Genomic DNA, 20302 nt, shown 5'->3' on the forward strand with positions numbered 1-20302 from the left:
CATTATTTCCTTGCCTTCTCGTATAAATCTATTGTCTTTTGAATTGTCTTCTGAATTGCTCCTATAAACTCGTCTTTAGAAAATTTTCCACTGGCAATATCCGATAACTTCATTTCCCAATGAGAAGTGGTCTCTGCTGACTTAAACTCATCAGCCACAATTGCCACTAAAGACGTACCTTTATGGGTAGCAAGCAAATTCTTCTTATCTCTTTCTACATATCCTTTGTTTATTAAATTCTCAATGATCCCTGCTCTTGTCGCTGGTGTACCTAGTCCCATACGTTCAACTTCAATATCTTTATCTAAAGAATCTGCTCCAGCTTTTTCCATTGCTTTTAGTAAAGTATCTTCATTGAAATGTAGGGGTGGTTTCGTAAACTTTTCTTGGATAAGTACATCTAAAACAACAAGCTCATCTCCAGATGAAAGATTAGGTAAAATCTTCTCTTTTAATTCTTTTGTCTTAATTTCATATTCTCGAAAGCCATTTTCAATTACAGTTTTGCCATTAGCCGTAAAAGTAAAGCCATCATATTCATAGATAACTTTTGTCATGCTCTCAATTAAAGGCTTGCTACAAGCCATAAGTAGTTTTGCCTTGATAAGCTCATAGACATTCTTTTCTTCTGTGCTTAGACTTTCTAGTTTAGACATTTCTACACTCATAGTTGGGATAATGGCGTAGTGGTCGGTCACTTTAGAATTGTCAAAGATAGAAGAAAAGCTCTTTTCATCAAACTGAAAGTCTCTTTCTAGGCGATTAAGCAGTAACTTTGTCATCTCTTTCATGTCCTCGGTTAAATAGCGACTATCCGTTCTTGGGTAAGTTACTAGTTTTTTATCATAGAGCTTTTGTGTAATATCAAGGGTCTTCTTGGCTGAATATCCAAAAACTTTATTTGCTTCTCGTTGTAAAGTTGTTAAATCATAAGGCTTGTCAGGTCTAGTTACCTTCTCTTTTTTCTCTACATCAGTAATAATAATTTTTTCATCAATGAGGTTTCTAAGTTGGTCTGCTACTTCATAGTCATCAATTCTTTCAGTAGAAAGAGTAATACCATCACCTATAATCTCAACAGTGTAATATTTTTCTTTTATAAACCTATCTATTTCGCCATCACGCTGTACAATCATATTTAGCGTTGGAGTCTGAACTCTTCCCACCGAATAATTTTGTTTGTAAAGACAAGAATAAAGCCTACTTAAATTCATACCAACAAGCCAATCAGCAATAGACCTTGTCTGTGCAGACTCAAAGAGATTTTCAAAATCACGTCCATCTTTTAAGTTTTGAAAGCCTTCTTTTATCGACTGATCTTCCATTGACGATATCCAGAGCCTTTGAATTGGCTTCTTACACTTTGCTTGCTGGTAGACCAATCTAAAAATAGATTCTCCTTCACGTCCAGCATCACAAGCGTTGATAACTGTATCCACTTTTTTGTCTTGCATGAGCTTTTTCAAAAGAGCAAACTGCTTTTTCGTTTTAGGATTTAGTTCATATAAATACTCTTCTGGAAAAATAGGTAAATCTTCTATTTTCCACTTAGCATATTTTTCGTCATATTTATCAGGATTTGCCATGCGAACTAAATGACCAACACACCAAGAAACAATATAGCCATTTCCTTCAAAATAGCCGTCTCTTCTTTGATTTGCTCCAATTACTTTTGCAAGAGCAACTCCCACACTTGGTTTTTCTGCTATTACTAACTTCATTAAATATCTTCCTCCTAAAAAAAGTAAAAGGCGAAAGCTATTACGCTCTCGCCTCTACTACTAATGAATTTCACTTTACTTATAGCAAGTCTTCACTATCGATGTCTTCTTCCTCGTCATCGTCATTTGAATCGATATAACTATCTTCTGCTTCCGAATAATAGTCATCATCTTCTTCAAAACCTGCTAGCTCTTCATTTTCGTTTGCCTTAACTACCTTGAAATAGTAGCCAGCACCCAATACACCAGCGATAACAAGACCAACTAGAAGATATGTTCCAGCATTGCTAGATTCTTCCTCCTTCACAGGTTCTTCAACAACTGGCTCTGGCTCCTCAATTTTCACAGGTTCTTCCTTTTTTGGTTCTTCTTTCGTTTCTACCATGTTAAGCAAGTCATCTTCTGATACCTCTGTTAAGAGCATTACATTTTCTTGTGTCTCATCATGATTAATAATTAGATGGAATGTTTTGCCGTTCTTAGTCATGAAGGTTATAAACTGCCTTGCGTCTGCTGAATAGTATGGAAGGCCTTCATTAGCTTCTGTCCCTTCTTCGACTATTCCATTATGAATCGGGAAATCATTATTAGCATTGTCTACATTTTCTGTTATAGTAGCCCTTGCCTTGGACGGATCGCTTGCCACGCCTTTATTCGTATTCACTGATTGATTATTCCCATTCATATCATTTGAAGTGCCATTAGCTGGTTGTTTAGGTGTCAATTTATTTGGATATCTGATTTCAGTATCCTTTTCTTGCATTTGATTAACAGGAGTCTCTTGAGTCTCGCCATTAGGGTTCTTTACCTGAGTATTTTCACCTGAATTCTCAAGCAAGGTACTCTTTGGTTTTTCAATCTCTTTAACTCCAGTATTTGGATTTTCCTTTATTACGGATTGTGTTGTAGAACCTGTAGATTTAACAGGGCTAGTATTTTCTGCCGTATGGTTTTGTTGTTTCGTAACTACTTTAGGGGTTTCTTTTGCTTGGGTCGTATTTACTTGACTTGAAGATAATTGATTTTCTTTAATAATCTTATTTGTCTCTTGCAAAGTCTTGTCAATTCCAGCAAGCTTTTCCTCTAATGCTTTTACTTGTTCAAGGCAAGCCTTGTTCTCATCAGTCTCTTCTTTTTTGCTTGCTTCTTCAGATTGCTTTTTAGCTTCATCTAATTCCTGCTTAAAGTCAGCCTTTTCTTTTTCTAATAGTTCAATCTTTTCCTTTTGCTCTTTAGATACTTCTTCTGATTTAATGAGAGTCTCTTTTAATTTTTCTACTTCCTTAGCCAGTTGATTAGATTTATCTTCAAGTTCCGCAAGATCTTCTTTCGTTAAATCTGTTTGAGTGCTAGTATCTTCTTTTTTACCATCTTCTACTTGTTGTTCTTTATCATCAATTTCAGGCTCTTTATCTTGAACAAGCTTAGCAACCTTCCTCTCGATAACATTGTCTCTTTCTTTAACTTCATAGAACAAGAAGTCATCTATAAACTTCATATCATTTGAGAGCATTGGTAAGTCACCAGAATCAAGAATCGCAACTACATCAGCACTAACCTTGTCTTCTTTATAAACTGTCCCATCCTCTAAGACGTACTTTACAAGAACATCAACTTTGGTTTGCGTTGCTTGCTCGCTAGTGTCAGGAGTGTCTGTTTGTGTTCCAGCTTCTGTCATCTCTTTATCATCGGTTTGAGTGCCTACATCCGTGGTTTCCTTATTATCCGTTTGAGTATCCGCTTCTGTTGTTTCTGGCTTAACTTGAACACCTTGACTATATTTATGAGAATTTACAATGGTCATACTGCCTTCATAGGAAGTATTAGCAAGGCTAAAATCAAAAGTTACCATATCCACATCATCGCTCTTGAAAGAAAACTCTCCATTCTCATAGCTTAGTTCTTCGGGAAGGTTATCTACTTGAAAGCTCCCATTGTAGCCAAAGTGTTCCTCATAGAAAGGGTTTTGAGCTGGTCTATAGGTAGCGACTTGCTTAGTGAATATTCCTTTTTCAGAAATCCTAGGTTCACCTAAAATTTTAATCGTATGAAGATTGTTATTTGTAAATGCATATTGGTCAATAAAATTGACGGTTTCAGGAATAATAATTGTTTCTAACTTATTTCTTTCAAAAGCATTGTGATTAATAACCTCTAAGCCATGGGGGAGAGTAACTTCTTGTAAGCCGTTGTTGAAAAACGCAAGACCGCCAAGACTTTTTAGATTTTTGGATAACTGGACTTCTTTTGTTCTAGCCTCAAGAAATACAGCATAGCCTAGATTTTCCACGCTGTCAGGGATTATAATCTTATCCCACTCTTTTCCTCTACCAAATTCCCTTTCAAAACGCCTAGGGTCATCTTGATGACTTAAGGAGTAGTTTCCATTAATTGTCACTACACCTTCAGGAAAGCTTAAGGTCTTCATTGTTTTGCTTTTTTCCATTCCTTGCTCTGAAAAGGCAATGATTGTTGTGTCGTTACTATATAAAAAGTCCTCTTTTGTCCATGCACTTTCTTCTGCCATTACAATCTCTCCAGCTCCGCCTAAATAACCCACAAGACCAACTAATAAAAGCAGGAGTGCCACAAATCTTTTTGTACTATTCTTCATTTTCTTTTTTCTCCTTCATTTTTCTTTGTTTTTCTTCATTTACTTTTCGCATCAGCTCTTCTAGAGTGATATTGTTTTTCTTACAAACAGCTATAATTTCCTGTTCTTCTAATTCTTCTTTTTCTAAAAGCAAAAGCCCTAACTCTTCTTCGAGTAGGGCTTTCTTCTCATTTAACTTATTTATTTTGTTATTTACTGTATTTAATCTTCTGCTCACATGTTTTATCCTTTCTATCTTAATCTTCCAAAACTGTAAAAATGACTCTTCCAGTAGTTTGTGTTAATGCTTGTATACTGTATTGGATCTCCAGCATGAAGCATCATTCCATTCCCTGCATAAATTCCTACGTGAGATATTGGCGTTCCACTGTTATATGTTCCATGGAAGAAAATAATATCTCCTGCTCTTGCTTCACTTGGACTTACAGGGTTGCAATAATCTGTAAAAATTCGATAGGCCGTTGTTCTTGGCATATTTCGAACACCTGAATGGGTATAGCTCCAGCAAACAAAGCTTGAACAGTCAAAGTTACTCGGACCATTTGCTCCAAATACATAACGCTTGCCAATATGTTTTTCAGCTTCATTAAAGAGCTTTTTCGTCGTTGCATCATCAAATGCTATGCCAGGATTTCCAAAATCTGGATTAAAGACAATTTCAGACAAATCGCCTGCCCCACTTCCAAAGTAATCACCCATGTTACCCTGATTTGCCACAAGTGCTTCATAATGAGTGATATTGTCTGGATACTCTGCAAATATTTCTCGAACAACACTATCCATTGTCCTTGTCTTAAGGTTTACGATAAGCTTCTTATGCACATAAGGAACTTGGACTTGAATGGTTTCTTCCTGACCGTTTTCATTGATAATGGTTTTAGTTTCTGTCCTATACCTTGTTTCTTCTTCAGTTTGATAACTAACTTGATACATCTCCTTGAAGAGTTCATAAAGAGCATTTTTCACATCGGAAACTTTTTCAACAGCCCCATATCTTGAAGTAATATAGGCCAGTAATTCATGAGTATTATGGTAAATTTCCCCATCTTTATTAACAATATATTCATCATAGCCAGGATAATAATCTTCTAGACTTGAAAGCTCGTCTTGAAGTTCTTGCTCCATTGAAGTGAATACTTGATTAACTTCACTTAATACACCTTGGTCTGAAAGATAAGTCGTTGATAGGGTTGAGCTAGCTGTGTTCATCATCAAAGACATGCTCGAACCACCAAAGTTAATAAAAAATGTTCCAATGATGATTACCGCTAGAATAGCCAAGATTGCTATCCTCGATTTCCTTACAATGAAATTTTTTGCACTTATGCTTAGGTCTTTGAAGCTTTTCTTTATCCTGTCGATAATTTTTGTATGTTTCTTTTCTTGGATAGAAGACTTCTTTTGCTTTCTTTTTTGAAACTTTTTATAGGCTTTGCTCTTTTTATACTCCGCTGTTTCCTTAGCCTTTTCTATCTCATCTCGAAAATCAAGCTTCGACTTTTTTTCCTTTAACTTGTATTCATTTTCAGATAGGGAATAGGCCTCTTTCGATTTTCTTTTGTTAAAAGACTTTTGTGCTTTATGAACAAGTTTTGAATTTGCTTCTAAAGTCTTTTCAGCTCCTTCAACACCTACATTGTCTTCGCTTCCTGAACTAAGATATGCTTTTGCTACATCTTGGCTCTTTTCAGCACCTATTAATAAACCAGATGCTACCGCTGCCTTTTTAAGGCCTGATTTAGCAAGATTTTTTACTCTTTCTTTCTTCTCTTTGCTATTAGGAACTGCTTCTTTTGAAGGATGTCCTTTATCTTCCTTTCCTCTATTTCTGGTAAATCCTTCATTGGTATAATTTTTCTTCTTACTTCCTTCTTGATGAAGCTCTTTACCTGCTTGCTTCTTCCTAAATTCATCAGCATATTTTTGCTTTTGCTTTTCTTTAAGTTTGAGCTTTACTTCTTTAAGGTTTCTAGCTTCTAGCTCTTGATCTTCTACATCAAAAGTTGATTCAAAGTACCTGCTGTCCTTGAAGTCATGGTCAAACCTATCTGCTATGCCATCACTATCCGTATCTCTTTCTAGTGGATCATACTTGTTTTCCTCAAAATTCCTGTTTTTAAAGTCAGCTTGCTGTTTTCGAAAGTCCTTTCCAATCTTTCTATTTTGCGTTTTTGTACTAGCTTGAGAATAGTTTTCTTGTTGATGGACTTGTTCTTCTCTTTTTGGATCTTCTACATCATAGGTTGATTTAAAATAATCACTATCCTTAAAGTTATTGTCATACCTATCAGGAATACCATCATTATCTGTGTCCTTGGCTAGTGGATCATACACCTCACTTTCTTGACTAGCCTTTTCTGCTAACTTTTCCTCTTTTCGGAAAATTTCTGCTTGTTTTCTAAGCTGAGCTTTTTTGGAAGCCTTATAATTAATTTTAGAATCAGGATTTTGAGTATTAGCAGAATAAAAAACAGACTCCCTGGTTTCTCTGTGAGAGTCTGTTTTTAGCTTAATATTGGTATTTTGATTTGGCCTTGCGATTATTTCTCTGTTAGCTTCTCCTTCATGAGATAAGCCAATTTCTTCTGCCTTAACTTCCGTGGGCGTCCCATTAATCTCATGATTCGTACTCTGAATTTCTTCTTGATGTTGGACTTTTTCTTCTGCTAACTTATATCTTCGATTGCTTGATTTCCCTCCTTTATCTTCCTTTTCCAAATCATATCTTTTACTTTTTCTTTCTTGAAACTTATCTTGGAAACGCTCGTTATCTCGAATAATCTTTCCACGATAATCGTCTCCATGCTTTAGCTTCGAATCTTCAATTACAACTTTACTGCCATCTTGATTTTGCTTTTCCTTACTTAACCTCAACTTTTCATCAAAACTCTTTTTCCTTTTCTTACTCATCTTTAACCTCTTCAGGTTTAGTTGTCATCTTCTGATAAAGAATCGTATCTTTCGGGAATTTGTCCACAAATGGAACAATGGTATTTCCAAAGAAAAGTAATCCCTCACCAGCATTGGAATTGGTGACATATCTAAGCTGAGGTGATGAAATTTTAAGTTTGCTTGCCAGGATATCTCTGTCTCCTGGAGCTTGGTTAAGCATAAGAACAAAATCGGTGTTATCAAAGATATTTTCTATTTCTTGACTAGCAAGTAAGTCCTTAACGTTTTGTGTTATACCAGTAGGAATTCCTCCCCATTTTCTAAATCTCTTCCAGATTTCTACTGAATATTGGGCAGTTTGTTCTTCCTTTAGAAGTAAGTGAAATTCATCAATGTAGTATCTGGTAGCCCTGCTTCCTCTATTGAGTGAAACCTTATTCCATACTTGGTCTTGGATGACCAGCATACCTATCTTTTTAAGCTGAGTTCCTAGCTCCTTAATGTCAAAGCAAAGTAGCTGTTTATTTAAGTCAACATTCGAGTGATTATTAAATACGTTAAGAGATCCAGTAACATAGATTTCCATCTCTGTGGCTAGTTTTCTACCAACAGCTTCTTCCTGATTTCTTAACATATCGTACAAGTCTTGAAGTATTGGCATATTCTCTGGTTTCGGGTCAGCAAAATAGCCCTCATAGATTTTAGGTAAACACCTATCAATAACGGACTTTTCTGCGGCCGTTAAGCCACTTCCTCCAACAACCAGCTCTAAAAGAGACATGATGAAGTTTGCCTTATCCTTCAATGGAGCATCACCATCGCCATAGTTCATATTGATATCTAAAGGGTTGAGATAATCTTTCGATTTTGATGAAATCTTAATCACTTCACCATTAAATTGTTCTACTAGATTGCCATACTCTCCTTCTGGGTCACAGATAATCACATCATCATCGGTAACTAAAATAGCATTGGCCATCTCTCTTTTAGCAGAGAAGGACTTACCAGAACCAGGTGTACCTAATATCAGGCCATTTGGATTTTTTAATAGTTTTCTGTCTGCCATTATCAAGTTGTGACTAAGGGCGTTTAGACCATAGTACAAGCTATTTTTAGAATCGATGAATAGCTCTTCTGTTGTAAAGGGAATAAATACGGCCGTTGAAGAACTCATAAGATACCTATCAATTTCAATTTGATTAACCCCTAGTGGAAGTACACTTACTAGCCCTCGCTCTTGTTGGTAGTCCAATCTCTTTAATTTGCAGTTATGTTTATTAGCTATTGAACTGATTTGAGCAATGGTTGTATCTAATTTTTGAATTGTCCTTGCAAAGTTCATATAGACAATGGTTACTAGAAATAACCTTTCGTCTCTTGTCTGCAGATCTTTTAGTAGTATTTTTGCTTCTTCACCATAGGTAATTAAGTCTGATGGCAAAATATCCATATCATAACCACTACGGACCGCTTTTTTGTTTTCTTCAATACGCATTTTATCGATATCGGTATTGATCCTTTTTACCATTTTAATTGCTTCAGACTGGTCGATAGCTTGAATGTGAAATGAGATGTTGATGTTATCCTCAATATCTAAAAATTCAGCCAACATTCGGTCTGACAGCTCGCTGGCAAGAATCTGAAAATGGTTTATAGCCCCTATATATCTACCAAACTTAAAATACTTACTAGGGGCAAAGTTAAATTCATCTGGCGTGATATGGCTTTTTGTTGATTCCCTCGCTTTTAAATCTTTATACGAAAAATCAAACTTCTTGTCAGGATTAAGCATATTGTGGAGTAGCTTAAGCCTTTCCTCACCATTAAGCGATTCCGCTCTTACACCCATACTCTTAAAATTAGATAAAATATCTATTTCTAGTCTTCCTAGCATGGCCGTGGCTTGTTCAAGTTTATCTGCTTCTACTGTAAAGGTAATATACTTTGATTTCTTTAATCCGTTATTTCCCTTAGCCAGTTGTGATTTTAGCATTGTCCTAAATTCAAGCCTTATTTCATCATAATCATCTCCCTTGTCTGGAATCTTAATGGCATCTTCCATTTCTTGGTTTCTACCTAATTGATTTACATAAGAGAATTGAATAGACACACTGGGATCAAAGGAATTTAAAAAGTTGGCAAATTGGTTAAAGATTAAATCTCTATCTTCTTCCAATGCCAACTGATAATTAATGTCTTGAAAGGCTATTGTCTTGTTATATCTTTTCTCATCTACCTGACAGATACCATTTTTCATCATTCGTAAATAGGGAATAGTATCTTCTACGGTATATCGCTTCTTTTCCTTGTTGAATAAAAGGTCGAGAAAACTTCCCTTACTTTTCTTTTTCTCTGGTATTCCTTTTATTTGTCTCAGGTTTCTTTTTTGATCTTTTAGAGCCTCTTGCCTTTGCTTGAGTTTTTGCTCTTGGTGTTTTCGTCTTTTGTCCACCTCGTAAAACCTCCTTCCTTAGTCGTTTACTTGGCTGGTAAAACTTGTGCTCGTAAATATATTTAAAGTACTGCTCGAACCTAAGCCCGTCTTTCTCAAACATGGTTATAAAAAAGATGGGTAACGTGGCCACAATCATAATGATTACTGCAACATCATTTGGAACATAGTTTCTAACAAATAGATATACAGGAAAGCCCACAAGCCCAGCCAGTGAAAAGCCTATTAACTGTCTTCTAGTTAGGTTAAAGGCGACTTTTGTTTTAACCCTATTTAAATCTTTAGGGATTGGTACATAGGCCATTGCTTACCTCCCATTTTGTAATTTTTCTTCATTTTGTTTCATATATTCAAAGTGTTCATAAACACTTCCTACTTCTTCAACTAAGCCATTTAGTCTGTCTTCATAATCTTCATTCTTCTCTGCCTGATAGCAAAGCATGGACTCTTGCGTAAAAACAAGTCCTGATAAAGCATCTTCAAGCCTATTTAATCTTTCTTTTTTCTTGAACTCACAAGCAACAATGCCTGCTACGCCTGCCAGTATACCCAAACCAACTACTACCTTTTTCTTTGTCATCTATCTTCCTCCTAATGTGAATTCATAACACTCTTGGCAAGTGTTCCACTCTTTAACATCATAAGACCTAGTAGTAAGGAATAACCTAAGACACTAAAGATCCCCTGATGAATATTTTCTATTTGAATCGTTTTTATTAATACCGCGTAAATACCAAGGCATACCATTAAAAACAAACCTTGAAGCCCTAAGGCAAATAAACCTTTGATATAATTGCTTCCAATCTGTCCCCACTCTCTATTTCCCATCGTTGCAAAAGGAATAGCAGAAACCGAAGCATAGACGTATATTTCAAACATTCTTCCATATACGACTAGCATAATAACTAGTGAAACAACTTGGATAGCTATCTTTACAAGAGACGTCTCTACAAGAATCATGAGCAGTTCTCCTATCTCTTTTTCTTTTAGAGTATCGACCATCGCAAGAATTTCATCTGGTGAGACAGTAGCAGAGGTATTAATTACCCCTGCCGCTTTTTGCACCAGATTTTGAGCCACATCAAAGACGGCCATTGAAAATTCAAAGGCATGGGACACAAGCCATACAGCAATCCACATTTTGATTACATACTTAAAAAACTCAAAAGTATCCGTATCATGCATATTATTTCTTTGCATGACTACATTTATGAGTTCAATACAAAGTATGGCTGTAATAACTAGGCCAGCAATGGGAATAATGACGGAATCATTTATGCTCTTGATAAAAGAAAACACATCACTATTCCAGCCCATTGGCGTCTGTCCTACATCTGTTGCTATTGTTCCCACCTTGTCATTGATGTCAATGAACATATCTTCAAGGTTTGTTTGGATACCTCCGATTAAAAGCTCTTTAAAGAACTCTGTTATCTTATCGAAAATTCCAAACATGCTTTTTCACTCCTTATTGCAATAAGCCAGCTAATAGTGGGATTAGTTTTAGACCGATTAAAACGATACCTCCACCAGCCATAAGCTGTTTAATACCTTGAGATTTTGCACCAGGGTTATCATTACCATAACCTTCCATCAAGTTAATAACGCCCCATGCACCTAAACCAGCACCAAGTGCCATTACTAAAATCTTTAATACATCTACTGCTTGTGTAAAAAATTCCATTATTTATTCCTCCTCAGAAATTTCTTCATTATCTTTCTTTTCAATTTTGTTATAAGACTTCACTACGAAATTCTTATATGTTTTTCCGTTATATTCTCTATCCTTGAAGTAGCCAAAGACGTGAATTAAGTCTCCTTTTTCGAAATCTTTAGCCACTTCTGTCTTTTCTCCATAGGCTGAGCAATTGATATACTCCTTGCCCTTGCCATACTTCTTAACCAATGTAAAATTAACGACCTGAACTTCTTCACCTTCTCTTTCAAAGCTTGTAAAATTAGGTTCTTTAACAAGATTAGCGTTAATATTTAACATTTCTCTTTCCATAATTTTTTCTAGTTCTCCTTTTCATGAAATAAAAAAAGCGACTGGATCTATTACTTTTCCAATCGCTTTATAAGTGCTATTTAGTTTTCTTCGCCTAATAAGTAGGACTTCTTATCCGATTCATCTTTACCTCCTGATTTTGGGTACAAAAAAAGACGATATTATTTACCGTCTTTAAACCTATTTATTATGCACAATTAAAAGTTTGGTTTTATTACCATGGAAAAGTTTTTAAGAATCTCAGTAAAAGAATTCCAAAGATTAAAGAAAAAATCACTATATGAAGTATTCCTATTTTGGGCTTTTTTATTATCTTCTCGAACTTGTTTTCATCATCATTTTCTGTTTCAAACAAAATTTTATCCTTATATATTCTTTTTATTACTTCATATGTTTCCTCGAGAGATTTCATTTCTATAGTATATGATACAAATAAAGCAATTAGAGCAATAATAAACACCAAAACTACTATGCCCTTTTTCGCTCCTGTAGAAAAGAAAACATATTGAAGAATATCTGTGCCAGTATAGTCCTTAATGATATTAAATAATTCTAACCCTAAAGACCCCAGCCAAGCAAAAAAAGTTAAATTCAATGTTCGCAAGGTACTGTTTTCATTTTGAGATAAAATTAAAAAGTCATCTTTTAATTGATTTAATTGTTCAAAATACTCATTCGTTTTTTTAGATATGATTCTCCTGTAAGCTAACTTTGAGTCTTCAAGAAGACCCTTTACATCTAGCATGTTTTGCTTATTTATTATAACTTGTCTAACAACATGTAGCTTAACATTATATGATTCCTTATACTCTTCATTATTAATAATCCAATCATAAATCGGAAATAAATTTAAAGATTCTGAATCAATATTCAAAGTTGCTCTATAAGTCTTATCATCAACACCAACTTCAAAACTATAGTCTTCAGCATTAAATTTACTTTTGTTGGCTATAGAAATCAAAATAAATATATCCAAAATTAAGCTTGATTTTCTACTATCCTTATCTAATACTTTCTCCAATGTGTTTATAGATATTGGAAACTCTCGTATATCCGCATCAATAATGTTTTCTTTTATAATCTCTTCATAAATTTTTTTATCCGATGACTCAACCTTTAAAGATTTAAAACCACTAAGTTCTTCATCATAAATTCTGATTGTATCTTCATAATCCTTTTTAGAGTACTTCCTAATAATTAAAGGCAAGTTTCTCGAATTATTTATAAAATCATCTTCAAGAATATAATGCTTAAATTGATTTTCTAATACATGTATTGATTCATCTAACCTTAACTCAATACTCTCTTTATTTAAGGCCTTTATTAAAACAGAACCATCACTTGTTCGAGAATCAATTTTTAGAGAAGTATTTTTCCAATCGAATGGTTTATTCATTTTCTAACTTCTCCTTTACAGATTCTAAATATTCCTCATCAATTACTATCTTAATCGTTTTATCTTTTTCATTAAAAATTAATTCATTATCTCTAATACTATTTAGATAGTTTTTAGTTTCTATAGTTATTTCTCGCGATGTCTGAATCTTTCTTTGATACTTACGATTAATTGCTTTTTCATAAATATCAAAATCTGAATCTATCTTGTTAGATTTGTCAGAAAATAACTCGTCTTCTTTTTTTAGTTCCAGCAAACCACTACTATTTAGCTCATTGAACAAATCTGATTTATCAAATTTTTTATTATCAAATAAATAAAATTCAGTGAACCTCCTAATTTCATCGTAGTTTTCTTTATTAACAATCTCTTCTACAAATAGTTCATCATTTGATATTAGATCAATAACATCTTGAGTATTATCCTCAGAGGTTCTCTTTCTAGTCAGGCCCAAAAAAGTCTGATACCAATATTTTGCTGCAGTTCTGTTTTTATCAATTATCTTTATATCATCATAGTTTCCTTCAAACCTACAGACTTTAAAGTAATCTTTTTCTTTTCCAAGTTCACTTTTAATTTCATATGTTTCTTTATCAATAACTTCTAAATTTTCAAGTTTCATGATAGTAATCATGCTTTGATCAGCTTTGATAAATAATAACCCTTGCCTTATAGTACTATTCCTCGTACCATCAGATTTACACTCCGCTTTTAACAAATCATCCGCTATCTTTTGATAATTAAAGTTTTCTTTATCTGAGAAGGTATGGAAATAATAAATAGGACTAGACTTATGATTCGTTGATTCAGTATCCAAATAACAATTTGTTATCAAGTGAGTTTCTTTTGTTAATTCACTAAAAATTTTTAAAATATTCTGCTTTTTAGAATCATCAATATCATTCACTGTCACCTTATCACTAATGTCAAAAACTCTCACAATCATATACTATACCTCCCAATATTTTCATTGATTTATCCGCACTAATTACATTAATTATATAATTTAAAGCTCTGCTTTTAAACTAAATTCGTACCACAGTAGTATTCGCCTTTAGCTTAGGTTTATTTTTCCTAGTCATATACTTCTCAACATCAAAAGCATTTCTCTTGTCATAATCTTCCAAAAGTTTATAATTTTTATGCTTTGTGATGTCATACTTGTCAGATAGAAATGGTCTTACTCCTCTAAGTTGCAAGATACATTTTCCACCATCCATAACAGTTATTTCATCCTGACTCATGAGGTCTTTACCAGTTTTTTGATAGTTCAGTCCAAAGCTCTTTTGATTTGACCTGTTTTCTGATGTGTTATATAGGTCAATGGTTTCTTTACCTAGCGTTTCAGATAATTCCTTAAGTGTCGTCTTTTCTTTACCACCCAAGAAAATCATAGAATCACAGTTACCAACAATAGTATCGGCATGATCTTTATAGATTGCCTTTAACTGGGATTGAGCCTGTAAGATTATGCTTGCAGATATTTCTCTGGAACGTATCGTTGCAATAAGCTTTTCGAACTTAGGAATAAGTCCAATATTGGCAAACTCATCAAGTAGAAATCTAACATGAACGGGTAGTCTACCACCATAGACATCCTCAGCTTTATCGCATAAGAGATTAAAGAGTTGAGAATACATAATGGATACTACAAAGTTAAAGGTATCATCAGTATCTGAAATGATGACAAAGAGTGCTGTTTTCTTATCTCCAATAGTATCTAAGGCTAAATCATCTTCACTCATTAGCTCTCTTAATTCCTTAATATCAAAAGGAGCAAGCCTTGCTCCACAAGAGATTAATATAGACTTGGCGGTCTTACCAGCTGCTAATTTATACTTTCTATATTGCTTCACAGCAAAGTGAGTTGGATCTTTTCTTTCTAAGGCATCGAATAGATGGTCAATAGGATTCTTGTAATTTTCATCATCTTCTCTAACTTCTGATGCATCAATCATATCAAGCAGTGTTGCGAAGTTCTTTTCTTCTTTAGGTGCTTCATAGAAGATATAGCCTATAAGGGCTGTGTAATAGAGCTTTTCGGCCTTAACCCAAAAGTCTTCACCAGCTTTTTCTCCTTCACCTTTTGTATTAGCAATAATGGTCTGTACTAATTTTAATATATCCTTTTCAGACCTTAAATAAGCAAATGGATTATATTTCATGGATTTTTTAAAGTTAATGGTATTTAAAACTTTAATATCATATCCATTTCTTTCAAGCATCTTGCCACATTCTATTACGATTGTCCCTTTAGGATCTGTTACAACATAGGAAGAGTGCATTTGCATAAGGTTCGGTTTTACATAAAATCTCGTTTTACCTGAACCTGAACCACCAACGACCATAACATTTTTATTTCTAGCATACTTAGGATTCTTTGGTCTGGAATTCATGGTCAGATATTCTGTTTGTGTCAGAATAACATTGTTCTGGAACTTGTCATCAATATATGGCTCAATATCCTTCTTAGTCCCCCATCTGGCTGAACCATACTCTTCGCCTTCTCGAAACTTCTTGGCTTTCTTGCCTTTAGTGTAAACAATAGCTTTTACAAGTCCAGCTATTACTAAGCCTATTACTAAGTCATTTGCTTTTAAACTTGGTAGAAAACTCATTGTCTCTATTTGCAAGATAGCTGTAAAAACCCTGTCAATAATATCTCCACCAACATAGACATTAACGTGTTTGGAAAAAATATTTCCAAAATAGAAAATAAGAATGTAGGGTAGCCATCCAATCATAAATTCCTTTGGACTATCTATCTTCAGAGCATCTTTTACATCCTTTAAAATCTTATCAATCACAATGGAAACCACCTCCCAATAAGACTAGAAAATAATTCCTTCCTTTTGGTGTAATCAGCGTTTGAATACCAACTAGTCTTCCATCTTCACTAATCCATTCCTTAACTTCAAAATAGCCTTTATTTTTACGGGAATATGGAAGAAGTCTTTGATGTTTATCTCTATAAACAAAGTCGTTAGCTAACAAAAAATCGATGAAGGCTTTTTGTGGAATATTCAACTGCTTAGCTGTGTTTCTAAAATTAGTGAGCAGGTTCTTATCTACCAGTTGATCATAGTAATTGGCTTTTGGCTCTAACTCTTTTATTTTTTGATTCTTTTCTTCAATTACATTATTGGCAACTAGCATAGCTTTCGCTAGTATTTCTTCATTCGTCAGCATTTCCTGCCCCTCAATATAACCTCCATTTTTTCTAATACTAGGAAGGACTTCTTTGGTTACCCAATGCTTAAATCTCTTTGCCGATGGTAGCTTAGATGAGAGTATCAGGGAATAAAGACCTGACTCGTTAATGGCTGTCATACTTCTCATCTGTCTGCCGTCGTGAATCCCGACATCAGCTCTATCCTCTATATCAACATGTCTAGCTAAGGCATCCCTTGTATTTGAGTATCCTAGTTTTTCAGCTACTTCTTTTCCTAAAAAGAAAAACTCACCGTCTTTTTCAATAACAGTGAGCTCTCCGAATTCCTTATTATTAAATTGTAAAATATTATTCATAGACTTTGCTCCTTGTGTTTATTCTTAACCTTATCGTTAGTTATAGTCTCTTTAATTTTTTCTTTAAGCTGGCTAATTTGCTTCTTTACTGATTGCTTCTTATCGTATTTCTGTTCAGCCTTTTGCAAGGCTCTACTGAAAGCCACGTCCATTACCTTGGTGTCTTTCGCTTGAAAAAAGACATTATAATTGCCTGTTTCTTTATCTCTTAAGACTGAAAATTTAACTCCATGCTTGTTCAACTCTTTTCTAAGTTCTTTCAATTCGGGTTCTTTTACTTCTATTTCTTCAAGCTGGCCTTTTTTCACCATGTCTTTTAGCTTTGTCTCATTGCCTTCTTGCTTAATGTATTCCTCAAGTCCTCCAGCCTTCTTTGATTTGGCCATAAGTGTCTTCATTGCCCTTAAAAGCTCGTCTGCAATTTTCTTGCTGGCTCTAAATTGAATACTTACAGTTCTATTAGATATATCTTCATTAATCATCTTTCTTCACCCCCAAAGAGTAAGCTATCTGTGTATCGATTCATCTTATTCCTTTTAATTTTCTTTCTAAAATCATCACCTGAAACAAGAATAGGTATGCACATTTCTATAATCCTTGAATAAATTCGTTGATATTCTATCTCGTTGGCGTTTTCTATCGTCGTTAATGAAAGATTAGTTGTAATAATTGTTGGCTTTTGACTCTGATACCTAGCATTTATTACGTTATACACTTGCTCTTTAGCATAGCTAGTATCTCTTTCAATACCTAAATCATCTAAAATAAGTAACGGAACATTAGTAATCGAGTCAATATATTTATTGTTATCTAAGCTAAAACCTCCTGATTGAAGATCATTAATAATTTCAGCAAAGTTCCTCATCTTTACAGATAATAGTTTCTCCTCAATCAAGTAGTTCGCTATGCAAGAAGCTAGAAAGGACTTTCCACTTCCCACACTTCCATAGAAAAGTAAACCTATATTATCCTTTTGCATTTCTTCAAAATTTTTAGCAAAATTTAGTGCGACAGTATAACTCTGTTCCTTTTCTCCCTCATAAGATGAGAAACGATAATTTCCTGCGATTGGGGATTTGAAGCATGATTTTTTCAAAGAAGCAATATGTTGCAACTTCTTTCTTTTCTTTTGTTCCTCTTCTTTTTTTCTATCGCATAAGCACTTCTTACTGAATATATGAATCTCTCCTAGCAAATTAATTGGCTCAAGGTCTAACTGTTCACCGCATTCTTTACAGTAAACATGGCCGTCTACAAAAGCATCTGTTTCTGGATTTAATGGAAATTCTATTCCCGATATTAAAATTTTTTCTATCATAAATGTTCACCTCTTTCATATTCTTTAAAACTCGGTATTTTGCTTCTCTCACTTCTTGTTTGTTGCCCTTGATCTTTGTAAAACCAGGAAAGAATTGTCGCTTCATGATCCTCATAGGTTCTTCCTGTACTTTTCAAATAGCTTGATAACCTTTGAATATAATTTTCAAGTTGATGTGAAAGAATGGTCTTTAGATTAGATAATTCCTTATTCGATAAAAAGACATTTTGAAAAGCTCCAAAAACTTTTTGCTCCTGATTAAAATCAGTCTTAGTAGAATCAGTCTTAATATAATTAGTATTAGTAGGGTCAACTTTCTTAACTTCTTGAAGTTCAGTTTCTTTACTTCTATAATTAAATTTCTTAACTTCTTGAAGTTCAAAATCTTTACTTCTAGTAGTTTGATTTTCTAACTTCTCATCCCTATAGCTAGTAAAGTCTTTTACATAGATAATGTTAGGTTTCCCAAAGCCTAATCTCTTTCTTTCAATTAGGCCGATTCCTCCAGTGTTTTTATCCAGCTCATCTAAGGCTTTTACAGCTGTCGGTCTAGACCTATTTATTGTTTTCATTATCTCTTCAATAGTAAAAATAATATAAATTCGTCCTTCTTCATCTAACCAGTCATTCTTAGCTGATAAGCTTATACGATCAAATAGGCAGGCATATAGAATCTTTGCATCTGATGAAATGGTCTTAAATTGCTCTCCCATTACCAAAATCTTGGGTAGCATGAAAAACTGAAACCTTTCTAAATCTCTTTTATAAAAATAGTCAAACTCCAATCCTGCACCTCCTTTCTTTGAAAATAAAAAAGACGACAGAGTTTTTAATTCCATCGTCTTAGTCTTAATATTTAATTTTTGTTGTTAGATGCTTTTTAATGCTCCCGTTATCTTACCTAGTCCAAACACTAATTTTTCTGCTATCAATGGTAGCCCATACGGACTAAGCAGGAAAGCTATAATTAATGCTATTACGCCTAAAGATGTTTCACCAGTAATAAAAGAAGCTATCGCTCCAATGACTATCAAACCCGAAATTATATTTAGTAGCCACGTTCCTATCCCCAGTAAAAAGGTTAGAATAAAAGTGAAAATTGTTAGGAGTAAAGTGATAGGAAAAAGTAAGATTCTTAAGATCAATCTCATCTGAACCCCTCCTTCATTTATTTAGTGACTGGTGTACTTTTTAGAACAATTATCGGTAATAATTACTCTAAAAAGCACACCAATCCATATTTTTGTTTTCTAGTAGAGGGCTTGAAAGCCAGTCACCATTGTTACTATCTGCCGTTATCATAATTATGACACGAGACCCCGCTGCTGGGTCAACTATAATATCCGTTGGTGTTGGTTGCATCAGTTCCACCATCATTTTAATAATATGTCTTGGAGTTCTAAACTGTCCATTGGTACCTGCTGTAGCTACTTTAGAAAGCAAGTACTCATACAAATCACCGTTTGTATCCCCATCTGATAATGGTAATAAATCAATATTTGTCACGATTTTTTCAAGCATTTGAGGTGTTGGAATCATAAAGATGGCATCGTCCATATATCTGGTAAATGCTGAATTCTTATCACTATGCATGGTTTTGATAAATGGAAATACTTTTTTTGAAACCGTGTCATACATATCAGATGCACTCAGTTGCTTAAACTTCTGCCATCTTAGATTCTGTTGTTCATCACTAAATATTTTATCTACGTCAATGCCAAGTAGCTCAGCATTTTTTTCTAAGTCTGTTTGTTTTTCATCCAGTCCCTTTATAAATAAAAGGTAGGTAAACTGCTCAATAACAGACAGTGGGTTGGTAATACCACCTGTCCAAAATATCTCCCATATTTTATCTACCTTGCTTCGTAATTCACCTGTAATCATTATTGTTCCTCCCATAGTCCTTCATCTAATTTAATAATCTAATAAATGCTTAATCAGTCCTTCTTCAAGTCCCTTTGCTTTACCAAAATCATAAAGTGCCTTTTTTGCTATTCTATTGGGACTGTTCTTACCTTTCTCCCAGCGGTTGACTGTGGCAAAGCTCACTTGAAGCTCTCTTGCCAGCTGTTCCTGACTCATATTCAGTTTGGTTCTGATTTCTTTAACCATTTGAGCAAATTCCACCTTATACACCTCCAGCTCGTTACTTTATATTATAACAAATGTTATAGTATATTCATTCGATAAATTGAAATTTATCCCAAACGAAAATCCACTAATATTACATCAGTGGATTTTGTGATTTCTATTCAGTTTCTTACGCCCCTACAATTTTTGAGTATTGCATTCGAAACAGACCACAAGTGCATATATTTAGACCACCTAGTGCATTAAAACAGACCACTCAGTGCATTGCAGTAGACCAGAGCT

The 20302-nt window shown here is 34.3% G+C and carries 20 protein-coding genes; all 20 read right to left on the reverse strand.

Annotated features, from left to right (window positions below; all coding sequences use genetic code 11):
• Positions 1 to 2 precede the first annotated feature (2 nt).
• The 20 genes from DES36_RS11490 to DES36_RS11585 all read right to left on the reverse strand — a co-directional run bounded on the left by DES36_RS11490 (position 3) and on the right by DES36_RS11585 (position 20056).
• Positions 3 to 1721, reverse strand: coding sequence for a DNA topoisomerase 3 (locus DES36_RS11490; protein WP_113921351.1), 1719 nt, complete (start codon positions 1719 to 1721; stop codon positions 3 to 5).
• A 79-nt stretch (positions 1722 to 1800) separates the two neighbouring features.
• Positions 1801 to 4335 (reverse strand): leucine-rich repeat protein, encoded by a 2535-nt coding sequence (locus tag DES36_RS11495; protein ID WP_113921352.1) that lies wholly within the window; start codon positions 4333 to 4335, stop codon positions 1801 to 1803.
• A complete protein-coding gene (locus tag DES36_RS11500) occupies positions 4325 to 4552 on the reverse strand; it encodes a conjugal transfer protein (RefSeq protein ID WP_113921353.1) in 228 nt (75 codons plus the stop codon). Before DES36_RS11500 ends, DES36_RS11495 begins: the two co-directional genes overlap by 11 nt.
• A 14-nt stretch (positions 4553 to 4566) precedes the next feature.
• On the reverse strand, positions 4567 to 7245 hold the full coding sequence (locus tag DES36_RS11505; RefSeq protein ID WP_113921354.1) for a C40 family peptidase: 2679 nt from the start codon (positions 7243 to 7245) through the stop codon (positions 4567 to 4569).
• Positions 7238 to 9586, reverse strand: a complete 2349-nt coding sequence (locus tag DES36_RS11510) for a VirB4-like conjugal transfer ATPase, CD1110 family (RefSeq protein WP_479722702.1) — start codon at positions 9584 to 9586, stop codon at positions 7238 to 7240. The genes DES36_RS11505 and DES36_RS11510 overlap by 8 nt, the downstream gene beginning before the upstream one ends.
• A complete protein-coding gene (locus DES36_RS11515) occupies positions 9564 to 9983 on the reverse strand; it encodes a PrgI family protein (protein ID WP_146953639.1) in 420 nt (139 codons plus the stop codon). The genes DES36_RS11510 and DES36_RS11515 overlap by 23 nt, the downstream gene beginning before the upstream one ends.
• Positions 9984 to 9986: 3 nt before the next feature.
• Positions 9987 to 10259, reverse strand: a complete 273-nt coding sequence (locus DES36_RS11520; RefSeq protein WP_113921356.1) for a hypothetical protein — start codon at positions 10257 to 10259, stop codon at positions 9987 to 9989.
• A gap of 11 nt (positions 10260 to 10270) precedes the next feature.
• Positions 10271 to 11134 (reverse strand): VirB6/TrbL-like conjugal transfer protein, CD1112 family, encoded by an 864-nt coding sequence (locus tag DES36_RS11525; protein ID WP_113921357.1) that lies wholly within the window; start codon positions 11132 to 11134, stop codon positions 10271 to 10273.
• 13 nt (positions 11135 to 11147) lie between these two features.
• A complete protein-coding gene (locus tag DES36_RS11530) occupies positions 11148 to 11363 on the reverse strand; it encodes a Maff2 family mobile element protein (RefSeq protein ID WP_113921358.1) in 216 nt (71 codons plus the stop codon).
• 3 nt (positions 11364 to 11366) lie between these two features.
• The gene (locus DES36_RS11535) at positions 11367 to 11687 is read right to left on the reverse strand and encodes a single-stranded DNA-binding protein (RefSeq protein ID WP_113921359.1); all 321 of its coding nucleotides are present in this window, start codon (positions 11685 to 11687) and stop codon (positions 11367 to 11369) included.
• Positions 11688 to 11901: 214 nt separating this feature from the next.
• A complete protein-coding gene (locus tag DES36_RS11540) occupies positions 11902 to 13083 on the reverse strand; it encodes a hypothetical protein (RefSeq protein ID WP_113921360.1) in 1182 nt (393 codons plus the stop codon).
• Positions 13076 to 14029 carry a hypothetical protein gene (locus DES36_RS11545; RefSeq protein WP_113921361.1) on the reverse strand — a complete coding sequence of 318 codons (954 nt, stop codon included), beginning with the start codon at positions 14027 to 14029 and terminating at the stop codon, positions 13076 to 13078. Before DES36_RS11545 ends, DES36_RS11540 begins: the two co-directional genes overlap by 8 nt.
• Before the next feature lie 79 nt (positions 14030 to 14108).
• The gene (locus tag DES36_RS11550; protein WP_479722703.1) at positions 14109 to 15827 is read right to left on the reverse strand and encodes a VirD4-like conjugal transfer protein, CD1115 family; all 1719 of its coding nucleotides are present in this window, start codon (positions 15825 to 15827) and stop codon (positions 14109 to 14111) included.
• Positions 15828 to 15882: 55 nt separating this feature from the next.
• Complete coding sequence (locus DES36_RS11555) at positions 15883 to 16611, reverse strand: phage antirepressor KilAC domain-containing protein (RefSeq protein ID WP_113921363.1); 729 nt, start codon at positions 16609 to 16611, stop codon at positions 15883 to 15885.
• Complete coding sequence (locus DES36_RS11560) at positions 16608 to 17093, reverse strand: PcfB family protein (protein WP_113921364.1); 486 nt, start codon at positions 17091 to 17093, stop codon at positions 16608 to 16610. The genes DES36_RS11555 and DES36_RS11560 overlap by 4 nt, the downstream gene beginning before the upstream one ends.
• A complete protein-coding gene (locus tag DES36_RS11565; RefSeq protein WP_113921365.1) occupies positions 17090 to 17929 on the reverse strand; it encodes an ATP-binding protein in 840 nt (279 codons plus the stop codon). Before DES36_RS11565 ends, DES36_RS11560 begins: the two co-directional genes overlap by 4 nt.
• Positions 17926 to 18714 carry a replication initiator protein A gene (locus DES36_RS11570; protein ID WP_113921366.1) on the reverse strand — a complete coding sequence of 263 codons (789 nt, stop codon included), beginning with the start codon at positions 18712 to 18714 and terminating at the stop codon, positions 17926 to 17928. The genes DES36_RS11565 and DES36_RS11570 overlap by 4 nt, the downstream gene beginning before the upstream one ends.
• An 84-nt stretch (positions 18715 to 18798) precedes the next feature.
• On the reverse strand, positions 18799 to 19080 hold the full coding sequence (locus DES36_RS11575) for a CD1845 family protein (RefSeq protein ID WP_113921367.1): 282 nt from the start codon (positions 19078 to 19080) through the stop codon (positions 18799 to 18801).
• 67 nt (positions 19081 to 19147) lie between these two features.
• A complete protein-coding gene (locus DES36_RS11580) occupies positions 19148 to 19813 on the reverse strand; it encodes a type I restriction-modification system subunit M N-terminal domain-containing protein (protein WP_113921368.1) in 666 nt (221 codons plus the stop codon).
• Positions 19814 to 19843: 30 nt separating this feature from the next.
• Positions 19844 to 20056 (reverse strand): helix-turn-helix domain-containing protein, encoded by a 213-nt coding sequence (locus DES36_RS11585; RefSeq protein ID WP_113921369.1) that lies wholly within the window; start codon positions 20054 to 20056, stop codon positions 19844 to 19846.
• Between the last annotated feature and the right edge of the window lie 246 nt (positions 20057 to 20302).

This window comes from Alkalibaculum bacchi, from assembly GCF_003317055.1.
GTDB classification, from domain to species: domain Bacteria; phylum Bacillota; class Clostridia; order Eubacteriales; family Alkalibacteraceae; genus Alkalibaculum; species Alkalibaculum bacchi.

What these genes read in the sequence shown, in the direction of transcription:
- DES36_RS11490 (WP_113921351.1), bottom strand. Translation starts at nt 1,721, where the DNA reads ATGAAGTTAGTAATAGCAGAAAAACCAAGTGTGGGAGTTGCTCTTGCA.
- DES36_RS11495 (WP_113921352.1), bottom strand. Translation starts at nt 4,335, where the DNA reads ATGAAGAATAGTACAAAAAGATTTGTGGCACTCCTGCTTTTATTAGTT.
- DES36_RS11505 (WP_113921354.1), bottom strand. Translation starts at nt 7,245, where the DNA reads ATGAGTAAGAAAAGGAAAAAGAGTTTTGATGAAAAGTTGAGGTTAAGT.
- DES36_RS11515 (WP_146953639.1), bottom strand. Translation starts at nt 9,983, where the DNA reads ATGGCCTATGTACCAATCCCTAAAGATTTAAATAGGGTTAAAACAAAA.
- DES36_RS11520 (WP_113921356.1), bottom strand. Translation starts at nt 10,259, where the DNA reads ATGACAAAGAAAAAGGTAGTAGTTGGTTTGGGTATACTGGCAGGCGTA.
- DES36_RS11525 (WP_113921357.1), bottom strand. Translation starts at nt 11,134, where the DNA reads ATGTTTGGAATTTTCGATAAGATAACAGAGTTCTTTAAAGAGCTTTTA.
- DES36_RS11530 (WP_113921358.1), bottom strand. Translation starts at nt 11,363, where the DNA reads ATGGAATTTTTTACACAAGCAGTAGATGTATTAAAGATTTTAGTAATG.
- DES36_RS11535 (WP_113921359.1), bottom strand. Translation starts at nt 11,687, where the DNA reads ATGGAAAGAGAAATGTTAAATATTAACGCTAATCTTGTTAAAGAACCT.
- DES36_RS11540 (WP_113921360.1), bottom strand. Translation starts at nt 13,083, where the DNA reads ATGAATAAACCATTCGATTGGAAAAATACTTCTCTAAAAATTGATTCT.
- DES36_RS11545 (WP_113921361.1), bottom strand. Translation starts at nt 14,029, where the DNA reads ATGATTGTGAGAGTTTTTGACATTAGTGATAAGGTGACAGTGAATGAT.
- DES36_RS11550 (WP_479722703.1), bottom strand. Translation starts at nt 15,827, where the DNA reads ATGATTGGATGGCTACCCTACATTCTTATTTTCTATTTTGGAAATATT.
- DES36_RS11555 (WP_113921363.1), bottom strand. Translation starts at nt 16,611, where the DNA reads ATGAATAATATTTTACAATTTAATAATAAGGAATTCGGAGAGCTCACT.
- DES36_RS11560 (WP_113921364.1), bottom strand. Translation starts at nt 17,093, where the DNA reads ATGATTAATGAAGATATATCTAATAGAACTGTAAGTATTCAATTTAGA.
- DES36_RS11565 (WP_113921365.1), bottom strand. Translation starts at nt 17,929, where the DNA reads ATGATAGAAAAAATTTTAATATCGGGAATAGAATTTCCATTAAATCCA.
- DES36_RS11575 (WP_113921367.1), bottom strand. Translation starts at nt 19,080, where the DNA reads ATGAGATTGATCTTAAGAATCTTACTTTTTCCTATCACTTTACTCCTA.
- DES36_RS11580 (WP_113921368.1), bottom strand. Translation starts at nt 19,813, where the DNA reads ATGATTACAGGTGAATTACGAAGCAAGGTAGATAAAATATGGGAGATA.